The organism is Rhodoferax fermentans (assembly GCF_002017865.1).
Taxonomy (GTDB): Bacteria; Pseudomonadota; Gammaproteobacteria; order Burkholderiales; family Burkholderiaceae_C; genus Rhodoferax; species Rhodoferax fermentans.
Genome location: NZ_MTJN01000002.1, coordinates 2423793 through 2444716, shown reverse-complemented (window position 1 = coordinate 2444716; position 20924 = coordinate 2423793). Strand labels below are relative to the sequence as shown.

Annotated in this window: 18 protein-coding genes; 12 read left to right on the top strand and 6 right to left on the bottom strand. The window is 60.6% G+C overall.

Translation table 11 applies throughout. The features are described 5' to 3' along the window. Positions 1-3 precede the first annotated feature (3 nt). Entirely contained in the window at positions 4-816 is an 813-nt protein-coding gene (xdp1, locus tag RF819_RS11460) for an exosortase-dependent surface protein XDP1 (RefSeq protein ID WP_078365111.1), read from the bottom strand. Positions 817-1005: 189 nt separating this feature from the next. Next, complete coding sequence (gene prsT, locus RF819_RS11455) at positions 1006-3888, bottom strand: XrtA/PEP-CTERM system TPR-repeat protein PrsT (RefSeq protein ID WP_158081272.1); 2883 nt, start codon at positions 3886-3888, stop codon at positions 1006-1008. Positions 3889-4000: 112 nt separating this feature from the next. Between prsT and RF819_RS11450 the strand changes: the two genes are divergently transcribed. Next, positions 4001-4792: a S1 family peptidase gene (locus tag RF819_RS11450; RefSeq protein WP_078366909.1), complete on the top strand. Its 792-nt coding sequence runs from the start codon at positions 4001-4003 to the stop codon at positions 4790-4792. Positions 4793-4812: 20 nt separating this feature from the next. On the opposite strand, the gene RF819_RS11445 is transcribed toward RF819_RS11450, so the two are convergent. Then, complete coding sequence (locus RF819_RS11445; RefSeq protein WP_078365109.1) at positions 4813-6111, bottom strand: GNAT family N-acetyltransferase; 1299 nt, start codon at positions 6109-6111, stop codon at positions 4813-4815. A gap of 259 nt (positions 6112-6370) precedes the next feature. Here RF819_RS11445 and RF819_RS11440 point away from each other — a divergent pair, with 259 nt between their 5' ends. Beyond that, on the top strand, positions 6371-6712 hold the full coding sequence (locus RF819_RS11440) for a PilZ domain-containing protein (protein WP_158081271.1): 342 nt from the start codon (positions 6371-6373) through the stop codon (positions 6710-6712). Between the two features lie 10 nt (positions 6713-6722). After that, positions 6723-7730, top strand: coding sequence for an NAD-dependent epimerase (locus tag RF819_RS11435; RefSeq protein WP_078365107.1), 1008 nt, complete (start codon positions 6723-6725; stop codon positions 7728-7730). Here RF819_RS11435 and RF819_RS11430 read toward each other — a convergent pair whose 3' ends face one another. Beyond that, positions 7731-8186, bottom strand: a complete 456-nt coding sequence (locus tag RF819_RS11430; RefSeq protein ID WP_078365106.1) for a low molecular weight protein-tyrosine-phosphatase — start codon at positions 8184-8186, stop codon at positions 7731-7733. Between the two features lie 141 nt (positions 8187-8327). Here RF819_RS11430 and RF819_RS11425 point away from each other — a divergent pair, with 141 nt between their 5' ends. Next, on the top strand, positions 8328-9113 hold the full coding sequence (locus RF819_RS11425) for an outer membrane lipoprotein-sorting protein (protein ID WP_078365105.1): 786 nt from the start codon (positions 8328-8330) through the stop codon (positions 9111-9113). 2 nt (positions 9114-9115) lie between these two features. Beyond that, the gene (locus tag RF819_RS11420; protein ID WP_078365104.1) at positions 9116-10399 is read left to right on the top strand and encodes a hypothetical protein; all 1284 of its coding nucleotides are present in this window, start codon (positions 9116-9118) and stop codon (positions 10397-10399) included. Between the two features lie 83 nt (positions 10400-10482). Here RF819_RS11420 and RF819_RS21910 read toward each other — a convergent pair whose 3' ends face one another. Together RF819_RS21910 and RF819_RS11410 are read right to left on the bottom strand one after the other, a co-directional pair. After that, positions 10483-11370, bottom strand: coding sequence for a lytic transglycosylase domain-containing protein (locus RF819_RS21910; protein WP_078365103.1), 888 nt, complete (start codon positions 11368-11370; stop codon positions 10483-10485). A 9-nt stretch (positions 11371-11379) separates the two neighbouring features. After that, positions 11380-12492, bottom strand: a complete 1113-nt coding sequence (locus RF819_RS11410) for a GNAT family N-acetyltransferase (protein ID WP_158081270.1) — start codon at positions 12490-12492, stop codon at positions 11380-11382. Positions 12493-12608: 116 nt separating this feature from the next. Between RF819_RS11410 and RF819_RS11405 the strand changes: the two genes are divergently transcribed. The 7 genes from RF819_RS11405 to RF819_RS11375 are packed head-to-tail and all read left to right on the top strand — an operon-like array spanning position 12609 to position 20871. Next, positions 12609-12860, top strand: a complete 252-nt coding sequence (locus RF819_RS11405) for an acyl carrier protein (RefSeq protein ID WP_078365101.1) — start codon at positions 12609-12611, stop codon at positions 12858-12860. Positions 12861-12875: 15 nt separating this feature from the next. After that, positions 12876-13721, top strand: a complete 846-nt coding sequence (locus RF819_RS11400) for a hydrolase 2, exosortase A system-associated (RefSeq protein WP_078365100.1) — start codon at positions 12876-12878, stop codon at positions 13719-13721. Continuing rightward, positions 13718-14575, top strand: coding sequence for a hydrolase 1, exosortase A system-associated (locus RF819_RS11395; protein WP_242472668.1), 858 nt, complete (start codon positions 13718-13720; stop codon positions 14573-14575). Before RF819_RS11400 ends, RF819_RS11395 begins: the two co-directional genes overlap by 4 nt. A 54-nt stretch (positions 14576-14629) precedes the next feature. After that, positions 14630-16264 carry an acyl-CoA ligase (AMP-forming), exosortase A system-associated gene (locus tag RF819_RS11390; RefSeq protein WP_078365099.1) on the top strand — a complete coding sequence of 545 codons (1635 nt, stop codon included), beginning with the start codon at positions 14630-14632 and terminating at the stop codon, positions 16262-16264. After that, positions 16261-17517, top strand: a complete 1257-nt coding sequence (locus tag RF819_RS11385) for a pyridoxal-dependent decarboxylase, exosortase A system-associated (protein WP_244899901.1) — start codon at positions 16261-16263, stop codon at positions 17515-17517. Before RF819_RS11390 ends, RF819_RS11385 begins: the two co-directional genes overlap by 4 nt. A 51-nt stretch (positions 17518-17568) precedes the next feature. Beyond that, complete coding sequence (locus RF819_RS11380; protein ID WP_143541681.1) at positions 17569-19494, top strand: hypothetical protein; 1926 nt, start codon at positions 17569-17571, stop codon at positions 19492-19494. Between the two features lie 54 nt (positions 19495-19548). Next, complete coding sequence (locus RF819_RS11375; RefSeq protein ID WP_078365097.1) at positions 19549-20871, top strand: UDP-glucose dehydrogenase family protein; 1323 nt, start codon at positions 19549-19551, stop codon at positions 20869-20871. The last annotated feature ends 53 nt before the right edge of the window (positions 20872-20924 follow it).

Below are 20924 nucleotides of genomic sequence, written 5' to 3'. Positions count from 1 at the left end.
TGATCAGATTGCTTTTGACTTGCGGCGACGGGTAGCAACAAAACCTGCCATGGCGATACCCATCAGAGCCAGGGAACCGGGTTCGGGAATCTTGCTGGGTGGTGGCGGGGCTACTACATTCCCCGCCACAGACAACACTTTGAAATAGTCGTTGCCAGACCCCAAAGTACCACCTGCGGTCTCTTTAGATGAGCCAAAACCTTCACTGTAAGCACTGATCAGCCACCAGCTGGATGAGGTGTTGGTGCTGTTCACGCCCCGCGCACCAGACGAGCTCAGATCCGCATAATTGCCGACCAGCTCCCAGCCCCCGGAAGACATATTGGTGACTGAGAGACCAGCTGGCGTTGGAGAGGCAGAGGTGCCTATGTACCGAAATACACTGATGTCGGCATCTCCACCACCGTTGTTCCAACCGATCTTGACACTGTCCAAATCAATCTTGGCACTACCAAAATTCAGCAAAATCATGTCTGTGTAGCCATCGTTATCCATGGAATGCTGCGGTGTCCCCGAGTCGTTCACAGCACCGTTGGCCTGGACGCCCAAACCGCCATCCCAGGATGTCAGAGTTGCTGCAGCAAACGTCCCGGATGTTCCTGTGGTCGAAAAGGCGGACACGCGGACGCTGGGTGATCCTGCCGTGGATCCAGCCTGCGCGGCACAACCACCGGCTGCTTCGGTAGCGTTGCATTCGTTTGTCGGGTTATTGTCACCAAACAACCAGGTTGCGCCCGCGAATGCAGAAGAACCAAACGCGGCAGCGGAGGCCAAGGTCAGTGCCTGAACAATTTTCTTGAGAACAACGGTTTTCATAATCTTATTTCCTTATACCTACGATGTCTAACCGTAGGCAAAGCCTTCAAATGGGGTGCAGCTATCCCGAATAAGCGAAATCTGTGCCAACAAGAACTTTCTTTTAATTTTCAATCAGTTACAGTTTGCAACGATGAAAACCCTGTCAATGTTGTAAACAATATCGACAGGGTGTGCTGGCACACGGTGTCATTTCAGGGTCTGCAGTAAAGCGCGCGCGTCAGCGCCAGCTTCAAAGCTTGCCCCCCCTTTCAACGCCGCCTCCAATTCCTCGCGCGCCTCGTTATTGCGTCCGGTTTTCGCCAACACCGCCGCCAGGTGATAACGAATCTCGGGGCTGGCGGGCTGGCGCAGGCGGGCGTCGCGCAGCAGTTGCAGGGCGCGATCGGTTTGGCCAGCCTGGAACAATGCCCAGCCCAGGGTGTCGATGGCGTTGTAGTTGGTGGGTGCTTTGGCCACAGCTTGTTCAGCCACGGTGATGGCGCTGGGGTCTTTCAGGCGTAACAAGACGTTGGCCAGGTTGTTCATGACGTCGCTGTCGTCTGGAGTCAGCTTCAGCAGAACCTCAAACGTATTTTTGGCAGCGGCAAACTGGCCATTACGAGCATAGGCGTTGGCCAGCGTTTTTTGAGCGATGGCATCTCTGGGTCGTGCTTTGACCCAGCTCTGGGCCAGTTGCAAGGCGGGTTTGCCACCGTCCTGGCTACTCAACGCCCCAAACAACTTGAGGAAGCTGCCAGTGGACGGCTCCAGCTGGTGGGCCTGTTTGTAGAACGCCTGCGCTTGCTGCGCCTGTCCGCGCGACTGGGCAATATCGCCGAGCAGGCCTGGGCCGACGGCACGCTTGGGGTATTTGGCGACGATTTCACGCGCGCGTTGTTCGGCTTTGGCGGGCCCACCCTGCATCAGCTCCAACTCACTCAACAACGCCAAAGCGGGCAGGTAGTCTGCAGAAGTTGATATCGCCTTGTCCAGGCTGTAAGAGGCCCCAGCCCAGTTCCTGACAGACATTTGCAGCTGTGCAATATCCACCTGCTGACCCGGGTTATAGGCGGCCACCCGGGTGGCCGAGGTCAAACTGCTTTTGGCACCCACGGTGTCGCCATTGGCAATTTGAGCCCGCGCATACATCATCAGCACAGGCAAATCGTCAGGGGCTTTGGCGGCAGCCTTTTTAACGGCATCAAGCGCCGGGCCGGGCCGACCGCGCTGCAGGTGAAAGTCTGACAGCGCCAATGCCCAGCGAGTGTCTTTGGGGCCCGACAGGTCAGTGGCTTTCTCCAGCCAACGCTGGGCGTGCGCTTCCTGGCCGCGCCGGTCTGACAGCAAGGCCATCTCGTACATGGCGTCGGTGTCTTTCTCGTTGTCTTTCAGAATGGCTTCCAGGCGGGTCTCGGCGACATCAAACGCCCGGGTGGCAATCTCAACCCGGGCCAGATTCAGCTTGGGTTGCACAAAGGCCGGGTCCAGCGCGATGGCTTTCTCGAACGCGGCTTTGGACTCGGTCACCTTGCCGCTTTGGCCACGCGCCATGCCCAGCAAGTTGTAAAACCCGGCGTTATTGGGTTGCTGTTTGACCAAGGTGTCCGCCAAAGTCACGGCCTTGGCCGCCTGGTTGTTGCGCAGGTACAGACCAATCAGGGTGGTGGCCGCTTGGGTCTGGCGCGGGTCTTTTTTGAAGGCCGTCTCCAACTCGGTCATGCCACTGCCTGCCTGACCGCTGCGGATCAGGCTCAAACCCAGCACCGAACGAAATTCAGGACGGTCCTGGGTTTGCAAGGCCTGCTGCATCAGGGCCGTGGCTTTGGCGTTCTGGCCTTTGGACATCAGAGCCCCGGCCAGCATCGTCATAGCCTGGCCGTCGTTGGGGCTGCTCCGCAGGTAAGCCTCCAGCAGATCGATAGCACGGTTGGTGTTGGACTGCGTCAAGTAAATCTGTGCCAGCAGTTTGGCCACCGGGGTGCTGCCTTGCACTTTCTGGAAATACTCCAGCGCCTGGGCCGCTTTTTCGGACTCATTCAAGCCGTAATGCGCCAGGCCATTGAGCATGAGCAACTGAGGCCGGTAGCGAATGAAGTCAATCGGTACCGGATCAAGCAGCGTGGTGATCTCTTTCAGGGCCTTTTGTGCCACTGCGGGTTGTTGGTTGCGTTCGGCCAACAGCGCCTGCAGGTAAGAGGCCCTGGGCTCGTTGGGGCCGGTGGGTTGCACGGGCTCTTTGCGGGCAAGGCTGGCTTCGCGGGCATAACGCGTCAGGGCATCAATGTCGGCCTGGGTGTCAGCCGGGCGGTTCAGGTCCAGGTAGAGCCCGGCCCGGGCCACACGCGACTCGATGTGTTTGGGGTCGAGTTTGAGGGCTTGGTCGTAAGCGGCCAGGCTGGCTGGCAGGTTGCCAGACACATGGGCCACCGAACCTTTCTGGTACCAGGCTTGCGCCGAGTTGGGCGCGAGCTCCAGCGCACGGGCGACCGCAGCCTCGGCTTCCTTGAACTGTTTGGCGCGAATACGCACAGGCACCTCGGCCAGCCAGGGCTCGGCCGAGCGGGGATCCAGCACACGCGCCTCATCCACCGCTTTGAGGGCAGCGCGCAAGTCCCCCGTGTCGGCACTGGCTGCGGCCCGAATCAGCCAGACCTGCAACTGCACATCTGGCGGCAAACCCGCTGCATCAAACTGCGGCTGACTCAGCACCTGCGCCTGCTTGCCCTGCGCCATGTAGGTTTGCGCCAGCGGCACAACCACCTCAGCACGGTTTACACCCAGGCGCAGCGCTTCGTTGAACGCCACCTCAGCAGCGACCACATCACCGTTTTGCAACAGGGCCTTGCCCAACAACATCTGCACCGGCAACATGTTCTTGTCGATCTGCAGGGCGTTTTTGAGCTGGATGATGGCGCCGGTTGTGTCCTGCTTTTCAAAACGGGTGAGTGCATCTTCGTAATATTTGGAAGCTTTGGCGTCGGCGGCCCAGACCGTTTGGCTGGAGCACAGGACGGCACAAGCCAATGCGGCCGAACTCAGCTGGCGCAAATGGGCGGACAAACTGAACTTTTGGGTGGTGAGGTGAGGCATGGCATCTGGCTCAAAGTAAGTGACGCTGGGTCTGGCAAAGCCGCACAATATTAACGTGAAAGCAGTTTCCAGCTCAGCTGTGGCCGGCTGAGACAGGTCGCATAATGAGCGCATGAACCGAACACCCACTGTGGTCGGCCTGGCAGTCGCCACCTGCCTGGTTTCCACCACCGCCTTCGCCGACTTAGCCAGCACCGTAGCGCGGGTCAAGCCCGCCATTGCCATCGTAGGCACCTACAAAACCACCAACAGCCCACGTTTTGCGCTGCGCGGCACTGGCTTTGTGGTGGCTGAGGGTTCACAAAGCCAGGGCAACCGATTGGTCACCAATGCCCATGTTCTGGTACCCCCTGCAGATGCCGACCCAGAGGCCAGTCTGGTGGTGCAATTGCGCACCGACAACAACAGCTGGCAAAGCCGCCCGGCCAAAGTGCTGGAGGTGGATGCACTGCATGACCTGGCCTTGCTGCGTTTTGACGGACCTGCCAGCGCCGCCTTCAAGGTCCGCAGCTCGGACACGGTGCAAGAGGGGCAGTCGGTGGCTTTCATGGGGTTCCCGATTGGGGGTGCGCTGGGGTTTTCGCCGGTGACACACAGGGCTTTGGTGTCTTCCATTGCGCCAGCTGCGCTGCCTACCCCCACAGCCAGCCAGATCAACCCCAAGCTCATCCGCAGTGTGCGCAGCAACAGCCCGTTTGACATCTTCCAGCTTGATGGCACGGCCTACCCAGGCAACAGTGGCGGCCCGCTGTTCGACCCGGACAGTGGCGAGGTGCTCGGGGTGGTGAACATGGTGCTGATCAAGGGCACACGCGAATCGGCACTGAGCAACCCGTCGGGTATCAGCTACGCGGTGCCGTCGCGTTATGTGCTGGAGTTGCTGGAGAGAAATCCCGGCAACTGAGTGTGCGCTGGCTGAACCGCTCAGGCCGCGTCGGGTAAAAAACGGGTGGCGTTGTCCAGATCATCATGGGTGCTGCCCGACTGCATGGCGTTGACAAACTTGCGCCAGGCCAAGTCGGGCTCGGCCAGTTGGAAACCGTAGAAGCCGGCCAGGCCATTGGCCCGTTCACGTACGGCCTTGGCCTTGGTGATGGATTTTTCGGCCGTGCCAAGTTTGATCAAGGCCTCGCCCCACTCACCCAAGGGCAAGGCCACCTGTGAGTACACCTGGAAACCATAAAGTGACAGGTCCACCACCAGCAGTTCATAGACCCGGGCACCCGAAGTGAGCTGGACATCAAAACTGCCCGGGCATTTGACCGAATAACGCTGGTGGCTACGTTGTACTTTCTGCTCGGTGGGTTGGGCGATAGGGGGCAGCACCGGTTGGAAAGCGTCGAGGTTGTAGATGGCATGCAGCAACTGCTTTTTGTGCTCATCCAACTGCGCAAATACCTGGGTACGCTGGTTGAAAAAATAGTCCAGCAGCGCTGGCGTCATGACCGGGTCATTGGTGGTGAAGTAACGCCGTGTCGGCAACACGATGTTGGGCATGACCGCTTCAATGAAGTAGTGGTGCATGTTGCGGCGCAAAGGCTTTTTGCCGTACACCTGCTTGAACAGGATCGGGGCGGTTCTCAGATCCAGCGTGGCACCGACTGCGGGGGCGCCGTTGGCAAAATCGTAGTTATCAACCGAGTTTTCGGTCAGGCGTTCAAAAAACAGCAATGACTCGTACATTTCAATGCGGTTGGGGTTGACCGCAATCACCAGATGGCGTGTGTCAAAGAAGGTCGTGCAGTAGTTGTACATGAACTTCATCAACGGGAACAGGATGGTGCCGCCCGTCTTGCGGAACTTGGGATGCACCGCCAGCGCAGAGACCTCGGCAATCTGCCCTTTGCGCTCACGCACCTGGTTCAGGTCAAAAATGGCTTGCAGGGGAAAGCCGAACAGGCTCTCCCGAATCAGCGACAAGGTGCCAACCACCTCGCCATCGTATTTGGCGCACAGCGTGGTGGTGGTGGGCAAGGCGTGATACAGCGTCACACGCATGCCAGAAGGATCGGGTTTCATGAAACCGCTGCCCACATAGGCGTCGTGCAGAAGTTTGAAACAGGCCTCCAGCTCGTCGCGGGTTTCGGCGATTTTCAGCACCAGGCGTGGGCTGGGGCTGGCATCACACTCGACAAACGAGCGATAGATGGCAAACCGGGTCTGGCGCGGCAAAAAGGCAAACAGTTTGCGCAAACTCTGATTGAGAGACCGCCCAAAACTCATATTTGCTTGTCCCTTCCAAAAACCGCCAAAAACAATCCAGCGCAACGCACAGATCAACGGCTGATGATAGCCGCGAGTTCTGATCTTTGGCTGTCGGATTAATTGACATCCTGCCTGTCCATTTGCTCAAAAAACCTGCCAAAACTGCCGCAACTTGTTGTTTTGAAAACAAGCACACTGCTATCATTTTCATAGGCACAGTTTGTGCTTTTCATTATCGTTGGCCCGATCAAACACATCGTCAAGAGACATGGAGCACATGCAAACATCTCAAGCACCCACACCAGGTCATTCCCGCAGGACAGCCGACAGGGTCTTGTCCGAGTTACCCGTGGAGATCGGCGGCGTCGCGGGGTTGACCAGAAATGTCAGCGCCACTGGTGTTTATCTGGAAACCACGCTTGACCAGACCCCCGGCTCACGGGTGCGTTTTGTGGTTGAGGTGAATGTCAAAGGTGAGCTTCTGAAAATGGTCTGTGCGGGCGAGGTGACGCGGGTCGAGCACAAGGCGGGCACGGTCGGGGTCGCCGTCAAACTGACCAGCTCCTTTTTCACCGATACTGACCACGCAGAAGATCCTGCGGAACAAGTCGACGATTGACACTTTTTATATGAAGATATTGGTCACCGGTGCGGCCGGTTTTATCGGCATGTCGGTGGCCCAGCGGCTGCTGGCGCGCGGTGATGAGGTGCTTGGGCTGGACAACCTCAACGACTATTACGCGGTATCACTCAAGGAAAGTCGGCTCAGCCAGCTCACATCCCAGCCCAACTTCCGCTTTGTCCAGATGGATGTGGCAGACCGGGCTGGAATAGCCGCCCTGTTCAAGGCAGAGGCTTTTGACCGTGTGGTGCATCTGGCCGCCCAGGCCGGCGTTCGCTACTCGCTGCAGAACCCGTTGGCCTACATCGACAGCAATCTGGTCGGTTTTGCCAATATTCTGGAAGGCTGTCGCCACAACCAGGTGGCGCATCTGGTGTATGCCTCCAGCTCCAGCGTCTATGGCGGCAACACCAAGATGCCGTTTTCCGAACACGACAGCGTGGACCACCCGGTCAGCCTGTACGCGGCCACCAAAAAAGCCAACGAGCTGATGGCACACACCTACAGCCACCTGTACGGTCTGCCGACCACCGGACTGCGCTTTTTCACGGTCTATGGCCCCTGGGGGCGCCCCGACATGGCGCCGATGTTGTTCACCCAGGCGATCCTTGAAGGCCGCAGCATCGATGTGTTCAACCACGGGCAGATGCAACGCGATTTCACCTACATCGACGACATCGTGGAAGGGGTGCTGCGCACCGTGGACCAGATCGCCACACCCAACCCCTCCTACAACAGCGCTGAGCCTGACCCGGCCAGCAGCCACGCGCCCTACCGCATCTTCAACATTGGCAACAGTGCGCCGGTGCCCTTGCTAGAGTTCATTGGCTGCATCGAAAAAGCCCTGGGTAAAACCGCTGACAAACGGCTGCTGCCTATGCAGCCCGGCGATGTGGCGGCCACTTTTGCCAATACCGATGCCTTGAACAATTGGGTGGGTTTTGCGCCTGCCACGCCTTTGCAGGATGGCATCAACCGTTTTGTGGCCTGGTACCGCGACTATTACCGCGTGTAGTCACAGTTCGGCCAGCAACCCGCGAGCACCCGCCTCACACAGGCCGAGCACACGCTCAAAACCGGCCAGATCGCCGTAATACGGGTCAGGCACCTCGGACAAGCCCAAGTCAGGCGCATACGACAGCAACAAGCGGCATTTGCCACGCAAAGAAACGGGGCACTGACGCTGCAATGCCGACAGGTTGTCCTGGTCCATGGCCAGGATCAGATCAAAACGTTCAAAGTCCTGCGCTGTCAGCGCACGGGAACGGCTTTTTGGGGGGGTGTAACGGTGTTTGAGCAACACATCTTTGGCCCGCGCATCCAGACGTTTGCCACTGTGGGCGTGGGTACCGGCCGAGTCAAAGTGCAATTGGGTGCCACGGCCCTGGGCCTGTGCCAGTTGCCGGGCCACCGCGCAGGCCATGGGAGATCGGCACACATTGGCTTTACACACCAGAAGGACGTGGGTCATGGCGCGCGATTTTATCGATGCCCTGACAACAAGCTGCACAAGTTGGCGCTTCTTTGCCGCTACAAACACTTGGCATGTGAGTAAACTGCATCGCTGGCCGAACCTGGCCCCAAGAAACCCCGCTGTCCCCGGAGTCACCGCATGAAACTGCATCAACTGTCGCTTTTTTTGTTGGGTGCGCTGCTCAGCGCCTGTGCCCTGGCGCAAGGCGCACCTCAGCCCAACGCACAGGCCATGCTGCAGGCCAGCGACGCGGTGCGCAACCCGGACAAGCCTTTTGGTGTGACGGTGACACTGATCGAATACCGCAGCGGCAAACAGACCGATACCAGCACGCTGGGCAGTTACGCCAAGTCGGATGCCCGCAGTGGCCAGTTCCGCACCCTGATCCGTTTTGTGGCACCGGCCCGGGATGAGGGGAAATTGATGCTCAAGAACGGCAACGATTTCTGGTTCTACGACCCGTCCAGCCGCGCGAGCGTGCGCCTGTCGCCACAACAGCGGCTGATGGGGCAAGCCTCCAACGGCGACGTGGTGACCGTGAACCTGGCCAAGGATTACCAGGCCAAGATTGGCCTGGAGGAAGAGATTGCCGACGGCAACCGCCAGATGCGGCGCAGCACCCGACTGGACTTAACAGCCAGCAGCCCGGAGGCCAGCTACAACCGCATCGAGCTGTGGGTCGACAGCACCAACAGCCAGCCACTCAAGGCCCGTTTTTTTTCAGAAAGTGAGCGCCTGCTCAAGACCGTGTATTACCGGCGCTACCAGCCGCAACTGGGCAAGGAGCGCCCGACCGAGATGGTGATCATCGACGGGCTGGATACCAAATGGGTAACCGTGATGCGCTACTCGGACTTTGTCTACCGCGATGTGCCCGAGGTCTGGTTACAACGCGACTACCTGCCCAACTTCAAACCGGAGTGACCATGCATCAAAAACAGGCTGTAGCCCTTTTATCCATTGCCCTGTGCGCTCCTGTTTTTGCTGCAGACCTGACCGAAGACGACGCCCTGAACCTGGCTGACACCACCAGCGAGAGTGCGGCGGTCGAGGCCAGCAGCTGGCGTATCTTTACCGAAGCCACCGCCGGGCGCACCACGGTGCACCAGTGGGGCCAGCCGGACCGGACCGAAGACACCCAGCGCCTGTCGCTAGACCTGCTGATTGACAAAAAACTCAGCCCGGAATTGCGCGCCGTGCTGTCTGACCGGCTGGACCTCAATCACCAGAGCAAAGCGCTGGGCCAGAAAACGCTCAACAGCCTCAAGGAAGCCTACCTGAGCTGGCAGCCGCAGAATGACCGGGTGCTGGATGTGGGCCGCATCAATGTGCGTTACGGCGCGGCCATGGGTTACAACCCGACCGATTATTTCCGCGAGGGCGCCAACCGCGCCATCACCTCGTTTGACCCCAACGCCATCCGCGAGAACCGCATGGGCACCGCCATGCTGCGCGGCCAGACCCTGTGGCAAGGTGGTGCGCTCACTGCCATTGTGGCGCCCAAGGTGTCTGACAAACCCAACCATGGCGACTGGAGCGCCGACTTCGGCTCGACCAACAACCGAGACCGCTGGCTGGTGTCGGTGAGCCACCAGCTGGCCGACAACTTCAACCCACAGTTGGTGGTCTACGGCGACCAGCGCCAGCCGGTGCAGATGGGTCTGAACCTAGCCATGTTGGTCAACGACGCCACGGTGGCGCATGTGGAATGGTCGGGCGGGCGGCAAAAAACGCTGCTGGCCCAAGCCTTGCCGCTGTCGCCTGCGCTGGCGCAGGACGAGGCCTTTCGCAACCGGCTGGCCACCGGCCTGACCTACACCACAGCCAACAAACTGTCGATCACCGGCGAATACCACTACAACGGCGCCGCCGTTGACAAAGCGGTGTGGAACGCCCTGCGCACCAGTTCGATGCTGGACTACGCCAGCTACCGCGCGCTCATTGAAGAGCAGCTTGACCTGACCACGCGCCAGGCGACCTTTGTGCGCGCCAGCTGGCAGGACGCTTTCATCAACAGGCTCGACCTGACCGCCGTGCTGCGTTACAACCTGGACGACCACAGCAAACTGTCATGGCTGGAGGCACGTTACCGCTTTGACAAGTCCGAAATTGCCCTGCAGTGGATGATGGCCAGCGGGGATGACAGGAGTGACTTCGGCGCGATGGCCCAGCGCCGTTATATCCAGGCGCTGTTTCGCCACTATTTCTGAGAACGATTGCTACACATTAAGTAGCAATTTTCCCTTGATATATAAGGGCTGGAGGCCAATTTTTCGTACAAACTCGGCGCCAGCTACTTTTTCAGGGCCAATGACGGCGCACTCAGCGCGCTGTCATACGGGTGGCGCGGGCCACCAAAAGAGCGCAACACGCGTTTGACGTAGTTGCGCGTTTCGAGATACGGCGGCACCCCTTTGTAACGGTCCACCGTGCCTTCACCGGCGTTGTAGGCCGCCGCCACCAGCGCCACGTCACCCTCAAAATACGCCAGCAGCCAGCGCAAGTAGGTCAGGCCGCCGCGGATGTTCTGCGCCGGATCAAACGCGTTTTTGACGTTGAAGCGCTGGCTGGTCTCGGGGATGAGCTGCATCAGGCCCTGCGCGTTTTTGGCCGACACCGCCTGCGGGTTGAAGTTGGACTCGGCGGCGATGATGGACAAGGCCAGCTGTGGCTCGACCTTGAAACGCGGCGCCAGCTTGTGCACCAGCTTGTAGATGGTGCGTGGTGCAATCAGCGCGTAGTCCACCGGCGTCCAACTGGCAAAGTGAACATCCACCGGCAGCGGCTCGGGCTCACGCATGCAGTCGGGCATCTCAGGCTGGACGTCGGCCAGTTTGTCGGCGAGCCGCCGCGCGGTCTCGATGCCTTGCTCGGCCGCTGCCTGAAACAGAAACAGCGCCCGGCCATCGTCGCGCGGCACACCCCGGCCATTGGCGTACATCCAGCCCAGGTTGTACTGTGCATCGCGGTCGCCCAAACGCGCGGCCTCGCAGTACAGGTTGGCCGCCAGCAGCGGATCACGCCGCACACCTTCGCCGTTTTCATAAGCCAGCGCCTGCTCAAACAGGCCGCGCTGCGAGGTGGCCGATAGTGTGCTGTCTTGCGCCAAAGCAGCTTGCGCCGCCAGAGCGCAGGCCATCAGCAGCCAAGTCGACAAACGGGAAGAGGAAGTCAGAGACATACCCAGATGCTAACTTTGTCGTCTGGCCTGCGCCTTTTTGAGCCATAAACCCAAGGCATGCCGGCAACCGGCCCACAGGCCTGCCGGGGTACGCCAGTCAAACGCAACCAGGCCCCAGCGTTCGCGCCGATGGGACATCCAGTCGCGTTTGTAGGCATCGTCGCCGGTGAGGTAGTCGACCTCTTGGACCTGGTCCACATCAATCACTTGCCGCATCAAGGCCGCCGTCAGCACCGAACCCGCCGAAAAACGCTCAAAGCCTGTGACATAGGCCAGCTTGAAGATCGAGGCCTTACCCCCCTTGACCAGCCATAACTGCGCGGCAATGGGCTGAGCATTCAAGCGCAACACACCCAGCCTGAGCCAGCCCTGAGTCGCCGCCATGCGCGCCAGCGCCGGGATGAAGTGGGGATTGGGCTCGGCACCTTTCCAGCTGGCTTGGTAAACCGCCACAAAATCTTGAATGGCGCTCTCGAGAAACCCATCGGGCTGCTGCTGGATGTCGACGCGCCAAGGGCCTTGTTTGTCCAGCCGACGCTGACCACGTGTGATGCTGTGGCGCAGGGCAGAAGGCAGGCTCTGCTGGTACTCGGTGAACGACCGCTCGGCAAGCTGCAGGTACCAGTTGCCAAAACAGAAATAGCGACCCACCTGGTAACCCGCCTGGCGCAAAGCGCCTTCAAACCCGGCAAAAAAGCGGCTCTGTGGGTCCAGCGGGTCAAACCGCAGCACCGGCCAGCGTGCCCGATGTGATCGCATGGCCTGGGCAAAGGCCTGCCAGATCGCCGCCTCAGACTCCGCATCTGGCCCGTCGGCACACGCAGCAGGCCAGACCAAGGGCGCGTACAGGCTGCTGTAGTAGTTGCTCAAGCCGGTGAGCTGTCGGCCCAGCAGCAGCGGCAGGCACACCACCGGTCCGGCAGCACCACCGTCCAGCAACCACAGCTGGCAGCTGACTGAACCCTGGCCTGCCGCATCCAACCCGCAGGCAGCCAGGTTATCAAACCAGGCCAGCGTGGCAAACACATCGGCCTGCTCGTGCACCTGCTGCACCCCCTGCTGTGCCAGCACAGCACGCAGATCGTCAAAGTTGTCCAGGATCTGGATGGCGGGTGGGCTCACGCGTGTCTTTCTGGCCGATGCTGGCCGTTCACTGGTTATCATAACCAGCGCTTTCCCGGGTGAGGAAGGTTTGGCGAAACTGGTCGCGGCCGACAGCGACAGACCAAGGAGCAACGGTGACCGTAGAGACTGAGGTAGCGAAAATTCTGGACAACGTGCTGAGCCTGCAAGGGCGCAGCGCAGACTGGCAGCGTCCGACACCCCTGCTGGGTGCGGTGCCCGAACTCGACTCGATGGCGGTGCTGGGCATCATCACCGGGCTGGAAGAGCGTTTTGGTTTTGTCATCCACGATGACGATCTCGACAGTGCCATTTTCGCCACCCTGGGTTCACTCAGTGATTTTGTTGCGGCCAAGCTGGCCGGGTAGACGAACACGCGCACCATGACACAAGCTGGCGCGACCCTTCAAGCTTTTTTTCTGGACGGAACACACGGCAAGCGTTTTTGCCTGCTGCATACGCCACCCAGTGGTCAACCGGTGCGGGGCCATGTGGTGTACGTACACCCGTTTGCCGAAGAAATGAACGCCACACGGCGCATGGCTGCCAAGCAGGCGCGCGCCATGGCACGTGCTGGTTTTGCGGTGTTGCAGATGGACCTGATGGGCTGCGGCGACAGTTCCGGTCACTTTGAGGAAGCCAGCTGGGAGACCTGGGTGGCTGATGTGGCCTTGGCCCGACGCTGGATGCTGGAACGCTGGCCCGGGGTGGCCTGGCTTTGGGGCGTGCGTGCTGGCTGCCTGCTGGCAGCACAGGCCTGTCGACAAGACCACCAGCCACCCAGGCTGCTGTTGTGGCAACCGGTGCTGTCTGGCAAACAACACCTGCAGCAGTTTCTGCGCCTGCAAATGGCCGGTGACGTGGTGCGTGGTGAATCCAGCCGGGGCACCGCACATCTGGTGCATCTGCTGGAGCAGGGTGAGTCGGTGGAGGTGGCGGGCTACCGTGTGTCGGCGGCGCTGGCGCAAGGTTTGGCTCGCGCCGATCTGGAGGCCCTGCCCGCTGACACACAGGTTGTCTGCCTGGAGCTGGGTGATGCCGACAGCGGCACCATCTCTCCCGCGCTGTCCACACAAATGCAGCGCTGGCAAAACTCCGGCTGCCACGCGCAGGCTGAGGTAGTGGCTGGTTCGGTTTTTTGGCAGATACAGGAAACCGCAGACAGCCCCGCCTGGCTGAGCACAAGTTTGCGCAGCCTGGGCTGTGCCACATCGGAAGTGGCCTCTTGAAAACCACCGAGTTGCCTGTGCTGATGCCCTGCGCTGGCGAAACCCTGGTGGGGGTGATCTCGCAACCTGAGCAGCCAAGCGCGCTGGGTCTGGTGATGGTAGTAGGTGGCGCACAGTACCGCGCGGGCAGCCACCGGCAATTTGTGTTGTTGGCGCGCTGCCTGGCCGGAGCGGGTTTCCCGGTGCTGCGGTTTGACCACCGTGGTCTGGGTGATAGCAGCGGTGCGCGCCAAGCCTTCGATGCCATCCACGACGACATCGGTGTGGCCGTGGACACGCTGCAACAGCAGTGCCCCAGCGTCCAGCGGGTGGTGTTGTGGGGCTTGTGTGACGGTGCGTCAGCCGCCTTGTTGTACAGCGGGGAACGCGCAGATGCCCGCGTGGCTGGGCTGTGCCTGCTCAACCCTTGGGTGCGCTCGGACAACACGCTGGCTCGCACACGCATCAAACACTACTACGCCGGTCGCTTGCTGGAGTGGTCGTTCTGGCAACGTTTTTGGCAAGGTCAGTATGAATGGCGACCGTCGATCAAAGGCTTGTGGCAAAGCCTGCAGGCCTTGCGTACGCCAGCGCCCTCAAACACGCAAGAACCCGCTTTTCAACACCACATGGCGCAGGCCTTGCGCCAATTTCCAGGACCGGTGCTGCTGCTGCTGAGCGCACGCGACTACACCGCCAAGGAGTTTGTCGAGTGTGCCCAGAGCGACCCGGCCTGGAAAGGCCTGCTGCAGCGCCCGCAATTGCAGCGTGTCGATGTGGCCGAAGCCGACCACACCTTCTCCAGAGCCCTGTGGCGCGCTGCCGCTGAGCAGGCGGTGCTGGACTGGATGCGTCAGCTGCCAACACAGGCTTAAAACCTCGTACACGCGCACAGCCTGGGTCACAACCAGCCTGTAAGATGCTTGCTTATGTTGCAGGCCACGTTGTTACCCGAACTTGTCATCCACACGGCGCAGCGCCGCCCGGATGCTGTGGCGCTGAGCTATGGCGCTGAACACTGGACCTACGCCAAAGTGGCTGATCAGATGGCAGCGCTGGCCAACGGCTTGTTGCACCTCGGCCTGCAACGGTCTGAGCGGGTGGGCATTTACCTGGAAAAACGGTTCGAGACGGTGCTTGCCAGTTTTGCGGCGCCGCTGGCCGGACTGGTGTTTGTGCCGATCAACCCGCTGCTCAAGGCTGATCAGGTGCGCCACATCCTGCGTGACTGTCAGGTACGTCTGCTGGTAACCTCACCCGAGCGGCTCGCAACCCTCAAAGCGGCCTTGTCGGATTGCCCGGACCTGCAACACGTGGTGTTGAGTGCAACCGCAGCCGACCCTGCGGACTTGGGTGCAGAGCCTCAGCACTGGCAAGTCACCCCCTGGCAGGACATCCTCAACAGCCCCTATCGACCCGCGCACCGGGTCATCGACACCGACCTGGCCGCCATTTTGTACACCTCGGGCAGCACCGGCTTGCCCAAAGGGGTGATGTTGTCGCACCGCAACCTGGTGGCCGGCGCCACCAGTGTGGCCTCCTATCTGGACAACCAGCCTGATGACACCCTGCTGGCCGCGCTGCCGCTGTCGTTTGATGCCGGGTTCAGCCAGCTCAGCACCGCGTTTTCTGTGGGCGCCAGGGTGGTGCTGCTCAATTATTTGTTGCCGCGTGATGTACTCCGAGCCATGGCGCAGGAAAAGGTGACCGGCCTGACGGCAGTGCCGCCGCTGTACCTGCAACTGCTCACGCTGGACTGGCCCGAGGCCACGCGCGAACACCTGCGTTATTTCGCCAACACCGGTGGCCATTTGCCACGCGAAGCGTTGACCCAGTTGCGCCAACGGGTGCCACAGGCCAAGCCCTATCTGATGTATGGGCTGACCGAGGCCTTTCGCTCGACCTACCTGCCACCCGGGGATGTGGATCTCAAGCCCAACTCCATTGGCAAAGCCATCCCCAATGCCGAGGTGCTGGTGCTGCGCCCCGACGGCAGCGCGTGTGCACCCGATGAGCCCGGGGAACTGGTGCACCGCGGCGCGCTGGTGGCCATGGGTTACTGGAACGACGCCGAAAAAACCTCCGAACGCTTCAAGCCGCTGCCAGCTGGCCTGCCGGGGCGCCCGGCCGGTCTGCAACTGCCCGAAGTGGCGGTGTTTTCGGGTGACACGGTGCGCCAGGATGCAGACGGTTACCTGTACTTTGTCGGTCGGCACGACGAGATGATCAAGACCTCGGGCTACCGTATCAGCCCGACCGAGGTGGAAGACATTCTCTACGCCACCCAGCTGGTGGGTGAATGTGTGGCCTTTGGTGTGCCCCACATGAGCCTCGGACAAACTATTCAAATCATAGCTACCAGCCCTTTATTTGAAAGGGCTACAAGCCAAAATGACCTGATATCGGCATGCAAGAACCGGATGCCGGCCTATATGCTGCCCAGCGGTATCGACTGGGTGGCCGGACCGCTGCCACGCAATGCCAATGGCAAGATTGACCGCACCGCCATCAAGCGCGACTGGCTGGCGCGCCAGCCCACTCCCCTCCAGCCTCCTCAGACATGAGCCTCACCATGCAAGACGCGTCCCCCTCTTTGCCCCAGCATGCCCCCATGACCCAGTTTGTGGTGAGCCAGGGTGAGTTGATGCCCGGCGGTGACAGCCTGTCACGCTTGGCCGCGCGGGTTGGGCAAACCCCGTTTTATGCCTACGGTCGCGCCCAGATACGCCAGCGTGTGGCCGAGCTGCGCCAAGCCTTGCCGTCCAAAATCAGGCTGCACTACGCCATGAAAGCCAACCCGATGCCCGCCTTGGTGGGCTTCATGGCAGGTCTGGTGGATGGCCTCGATGTGGCCTCGGCGGGAGAAATGAAAGTGGCGCTGGATGCAGGTGTCAGTCCCAAGGACATCAGTTTTGCCGGCCCCGGCAAACGCGATGCCGAGTTGCGCCAGGCGGTGGCGGCCGGGGTGTTGGTGAACATCGAGTCGTTCCGCGAGGTGGATGTGCTGGCCCAAGCGTCCCAGACCCTGGGTTTGCCCGCCCGCGCTGCGGTGCGTATCAACCCCGACTTTGAACTCAAAAGCTCGGGCATGAGGATGGGCGGCGGGCCCCGCCCCTTTGGTGTGGATGTGGAGCAAGTCCCTGCCCTGCTGGCCAACCTGGGCCGTGCCGGTCTGGCATTTGAGGGTTTTCACCTCTACCCAGGCTCACAAAGCCTGAGCACCGAGGCCATCTGCCAGGCACTGCAGCAATCGTTTGACTTGGCACTGCGCCTGTCGCAACACGCGCCCGACAAGGTGCGGGTGCTCAACCTCGGCGGGGGCCTGGGTGTGCCGTATTTCCCCGGGGACAAGCCGCTGCAGCTGGAGCCGATTGGAGAGCAGCTGGAGCGCCTGCTGCAACTTGCCCAGGCCCACTTGCCACAGACCAGTCTGGTGCTGGAACTGGGCCGCTACCTGGTGGCCGAGGCCGGGATTTATGTGACACGGGTGGTCGACCGCAAGTACTCTCGCGACCAGCTGTATCTGGTGGCCGATGGTGGGCTGCATCAGCATCTGGCCGCCACTGGCAACTTTGGCCAGCTGCTGCGCAAGAACTACCCTGTGGCCATCGGCAACAAGATGGGCCAGCCAGCTACACAGGTCACCACGGTGGTGGGACCGTCTTGCACCCCCCTGGATGTGCTGGCTGACCGGGTACCGCTGCCGGAGGCACAGGTGGGAGATCTGCTGGTGGTGTTCCAGTCCGGGGCCTATGGCGCCAACGCCAGCCCGCACCAGTTTCTGACACACCCGCCGTGTGTTGAAGTGCTGGTGTAAACCCACATGCGACTGACTGGCCTGCTCTGCTGGCTGCTAGCAGGTGTCTGCTTGACGGCCGGAGGTGCCCTGGCCGGGCATCACCCGGTGTCACCCATGCTGGCTCTGGTGTTGCTGTGCCTGGCAAGCTGCCTGGTGGCCTGGCAACCCCGGCTGTGGTTGTGGCTGGTACCAGCCGGCCTGCCCTTGCTCAACTTTTCACCCTGGACCGGCTGGCTGATGTTTGAAGAGTTCGACATCCTGCTGCTCGGCTGCCTGGCCGGTGGCTACGCCCGGCTGGCGTGGGTCAGGCCAGCGGACCGGCCACCGCAGCCCTGGCACACCGGTGATGGCCTGGTGGCGCTGGTGCTGGTCTCTGGTGGGGTCTCGCTGTGGCGTGGCCTGGCCGATGCGGGGGGGCTGTCCTTTGACTGGTTTGCCAACTACAGCGATGCCCTGAACAGCTGGCGGATCTTCAAAAGCCTGGGCTTTGCCGCCCTCTTTTTGCCGCTTCTGCGGCGTGAGTTGTCCCAATCAACACGCCTGGCCACAACAACGCTGGCAGCCGGTGTGGTCAGCGGCCTGGCACTGGTGGTGCCGGCCACCTTGTGGGAGCGCGTCGCTTTCCCGGGGCTGCTGGATTTCTCCAGCCCATACCGCACGGTGGCCTTGTTTTGGGAAATGCATGTGGGGGGTGCCGCCATCGACACCTATCTGGCGATGACCGCGCCCTTTGTGGTGTGGGCTTTGTATGCCACACGTCAACCCGCCTTGTGGGCCAGCCTGGCGATGCTGGCTTTTTGGGGTGGCTACATCTGTCTGACCACCTTTTCACGCGGCGTTTATCTGGCCGTGCTGGCACCGCTGTTGTTGCTGGCCGGTTTGCTATGGCTGCAAAACCAGGCTCGCCGTGGCCGCAGTGCCTGGCAGGGTCTGCGCCAACAGATGGGCGCACCGGGCTGGCGGCTCAAGGCCAGTGTGGTGCTGATGCTGGCCCTGGTCCTGGAAGTGGTGGGTGTGCTCGAAGGCGGCAGTTTCATGTCGGAACGCCTAGCCAGCGCCGGACAGGATCTCTCCAGCCGGATGGAGCACTGGAAAAGCGGCGTTGGCCTGCTCAAACAACCGACCGACTGGCTGCTGGGTAAAGGACTGGGGCGCCTGCCTGCCAACTACGCAGCGCAGGTGCCTTTTGAAGAGTTTCCAGGTGACGCCAGGCATCAACAGCAAACCCGGGACGGGCAAGCCGAGCAACAGTTTGTCACCCTCTATGGCCCCAAAACCCTGGAAGAACTGGGCGGCGTTTTCGAGCTGACCCAGCGCGTTGCGCTCACCGAGCCCGATTTTCACCAGGTGCGTCTGACCGTGCGGGTCAGGCAGACGACCCGGATGGAGCTGTTTTTATGTGAACGCCACCTCTTGTACGATCGGGCATGCCAAGCCGCCTTCTTGCTCATTCAACCGGCAGAGGGTGTTGACCCCTTCGCCTGGCAGCCCATCACCGTGGCGCTGCAAGGCCCGCCAGTGAGCTCAGGGCACTGGTTCGCACCACGGCTCAAGATGTTCTCCATCTCGGTGGTGGACGCTGGTGCTCAGGCCGATGTGGACAACATCGTTTTGACCGGCAGCAGACCACACAACCTGCTGACCAATGGCGATTTCTCTGCCGACCTGGCGCGCTGGTTTCCCGCAGCGCAGTCGTATTTTGTGCCCTGGCATCTGGACAACCTGGTGCTGGAACTGCTAGTGGAACGTGGTGGACTGGGCCTCTTGGCATGTTTGCTGCTTGGTGGTTATGCGCTTTGGCAGCTGGTGCTGGGGCGCGGCAGGTTGCAGCCAATAGCACCTTACCTGGCAGCGTCCCTGGTAGCCGTTCTGCTGGTCGGACTGGTGAGCAGTGTGATGGACGTGCCACGGGTTGCGTTTCTTTTTTTCCTGCTAATTTTTCTAGCGATCGAGTCGTCAAAGATACCTGGGGATGCTTTGGATAAGCAGCATTAAACCGTTTTTTTGTTGTGATAATGTTCAAAAATTGATGTTGTTTAGGGTTTGCTCATGAAGATTACCGTGATTGGCACCGGCTACGTTGGCCTGGTGTCTGGGACTTGTCTGGCTGACGTGGGCAATGATGTGCTGTGCCTGGATGTGGATCCGGCCAAGATCAAAATTCTGGAAGAGGGCGGCATCCCGATTTTTGAGCCCGGCCTGCAAGACATGGTCCGGCGCAATGTCGCCGCAGGGCGCTTGCACTTCACCACCGACATCGAACGCGCCGCCCACTTCGGTACCGTCCAATTCATTGCTGTGGGCACCCCGCCAGGCGAAGACGGCTCGGCCGACATGAAATACGTCACCGCTGCGGCACGCAACATCGGCAAATACATGACCGACTACAAAGTCGTCGTCGACAAAAGCACCGTCCCCGTGGGCACGGCCGACGCCGTGCGCGCCGCCATCACCGAAGAACTGCAAAAACGCGGCGTGAGCACCCCCTTCAGCGTGGTGTCCAACCCCGAGTTCCTCAAAGAAGGCGCTGCCATTGACGACTTCATGAAACCAGATCGGATTGTGGTCGGGTGTGACGACGAACAGGCCGCACACAACATGCGCGCCCTGTACGCGCCGTTCCAGCGCAACCACGATCGAATGATCCTGATGGACATCCGCAGCGCCGAGCTCACCAAATACGCCGCCAACGCCATGCTGGCCACCCGCATCAGCTTCATGAACGAGTTGGCCAACCTGGCTGAAAAGCTCGGAGCCGACATTGAACATGTGCGCCGGGGCATTGGTTCAGACCCGCGCATTGGTTATGACTTCTTGTATGCCGGTGCAGGTTACGGCGGCTCGTGTTTCCCCAAGGACGTCAAGGCATTGATCAAAACAGCCGCAGTGGATGCGGGCATCCACCTCAAAGTTCTTAACGCGGTGGAAGAAGCCAACGACCTGCAAAAACATGTGCTGGCCAACAAGATCAAAGCACGTTTTGGCGCGGATCTGACGGGCAAACACTTTGCGTTGTGGGGCTTGGCCTTCAAGGCCAACACAGACGACATGCGTGAAGCCACCAGCCGGGAAGTGATCAAGGACTTGATCGCTGCTGGTGCCACCGTGACGGCCTACGACCCGGTGGCCAGCGCCGAGGCCAAACACTGCTTCCCCAATGAGCTGCGACTGAGTTATGCCGACAACCAGAATGCTGCGCTCGACAATGCGGATGCACTTGTGATCGTCACCGAATGGAAGGAGTTTCGCAGCCCAGACTTTGACAATCTGAAAGCCAAACTCAGGAACCCGATCATTTTTGATGGCCGCAACCTCTACGACCCCAAAACGGTACGCGGTCTCGGGTTTGAGTACTTGGCCATTGGGCGCTAGGGACGTGCTGTCAGCGCTCCATTCGGCGCGCCCAACAAACCGCCGACCTGGTT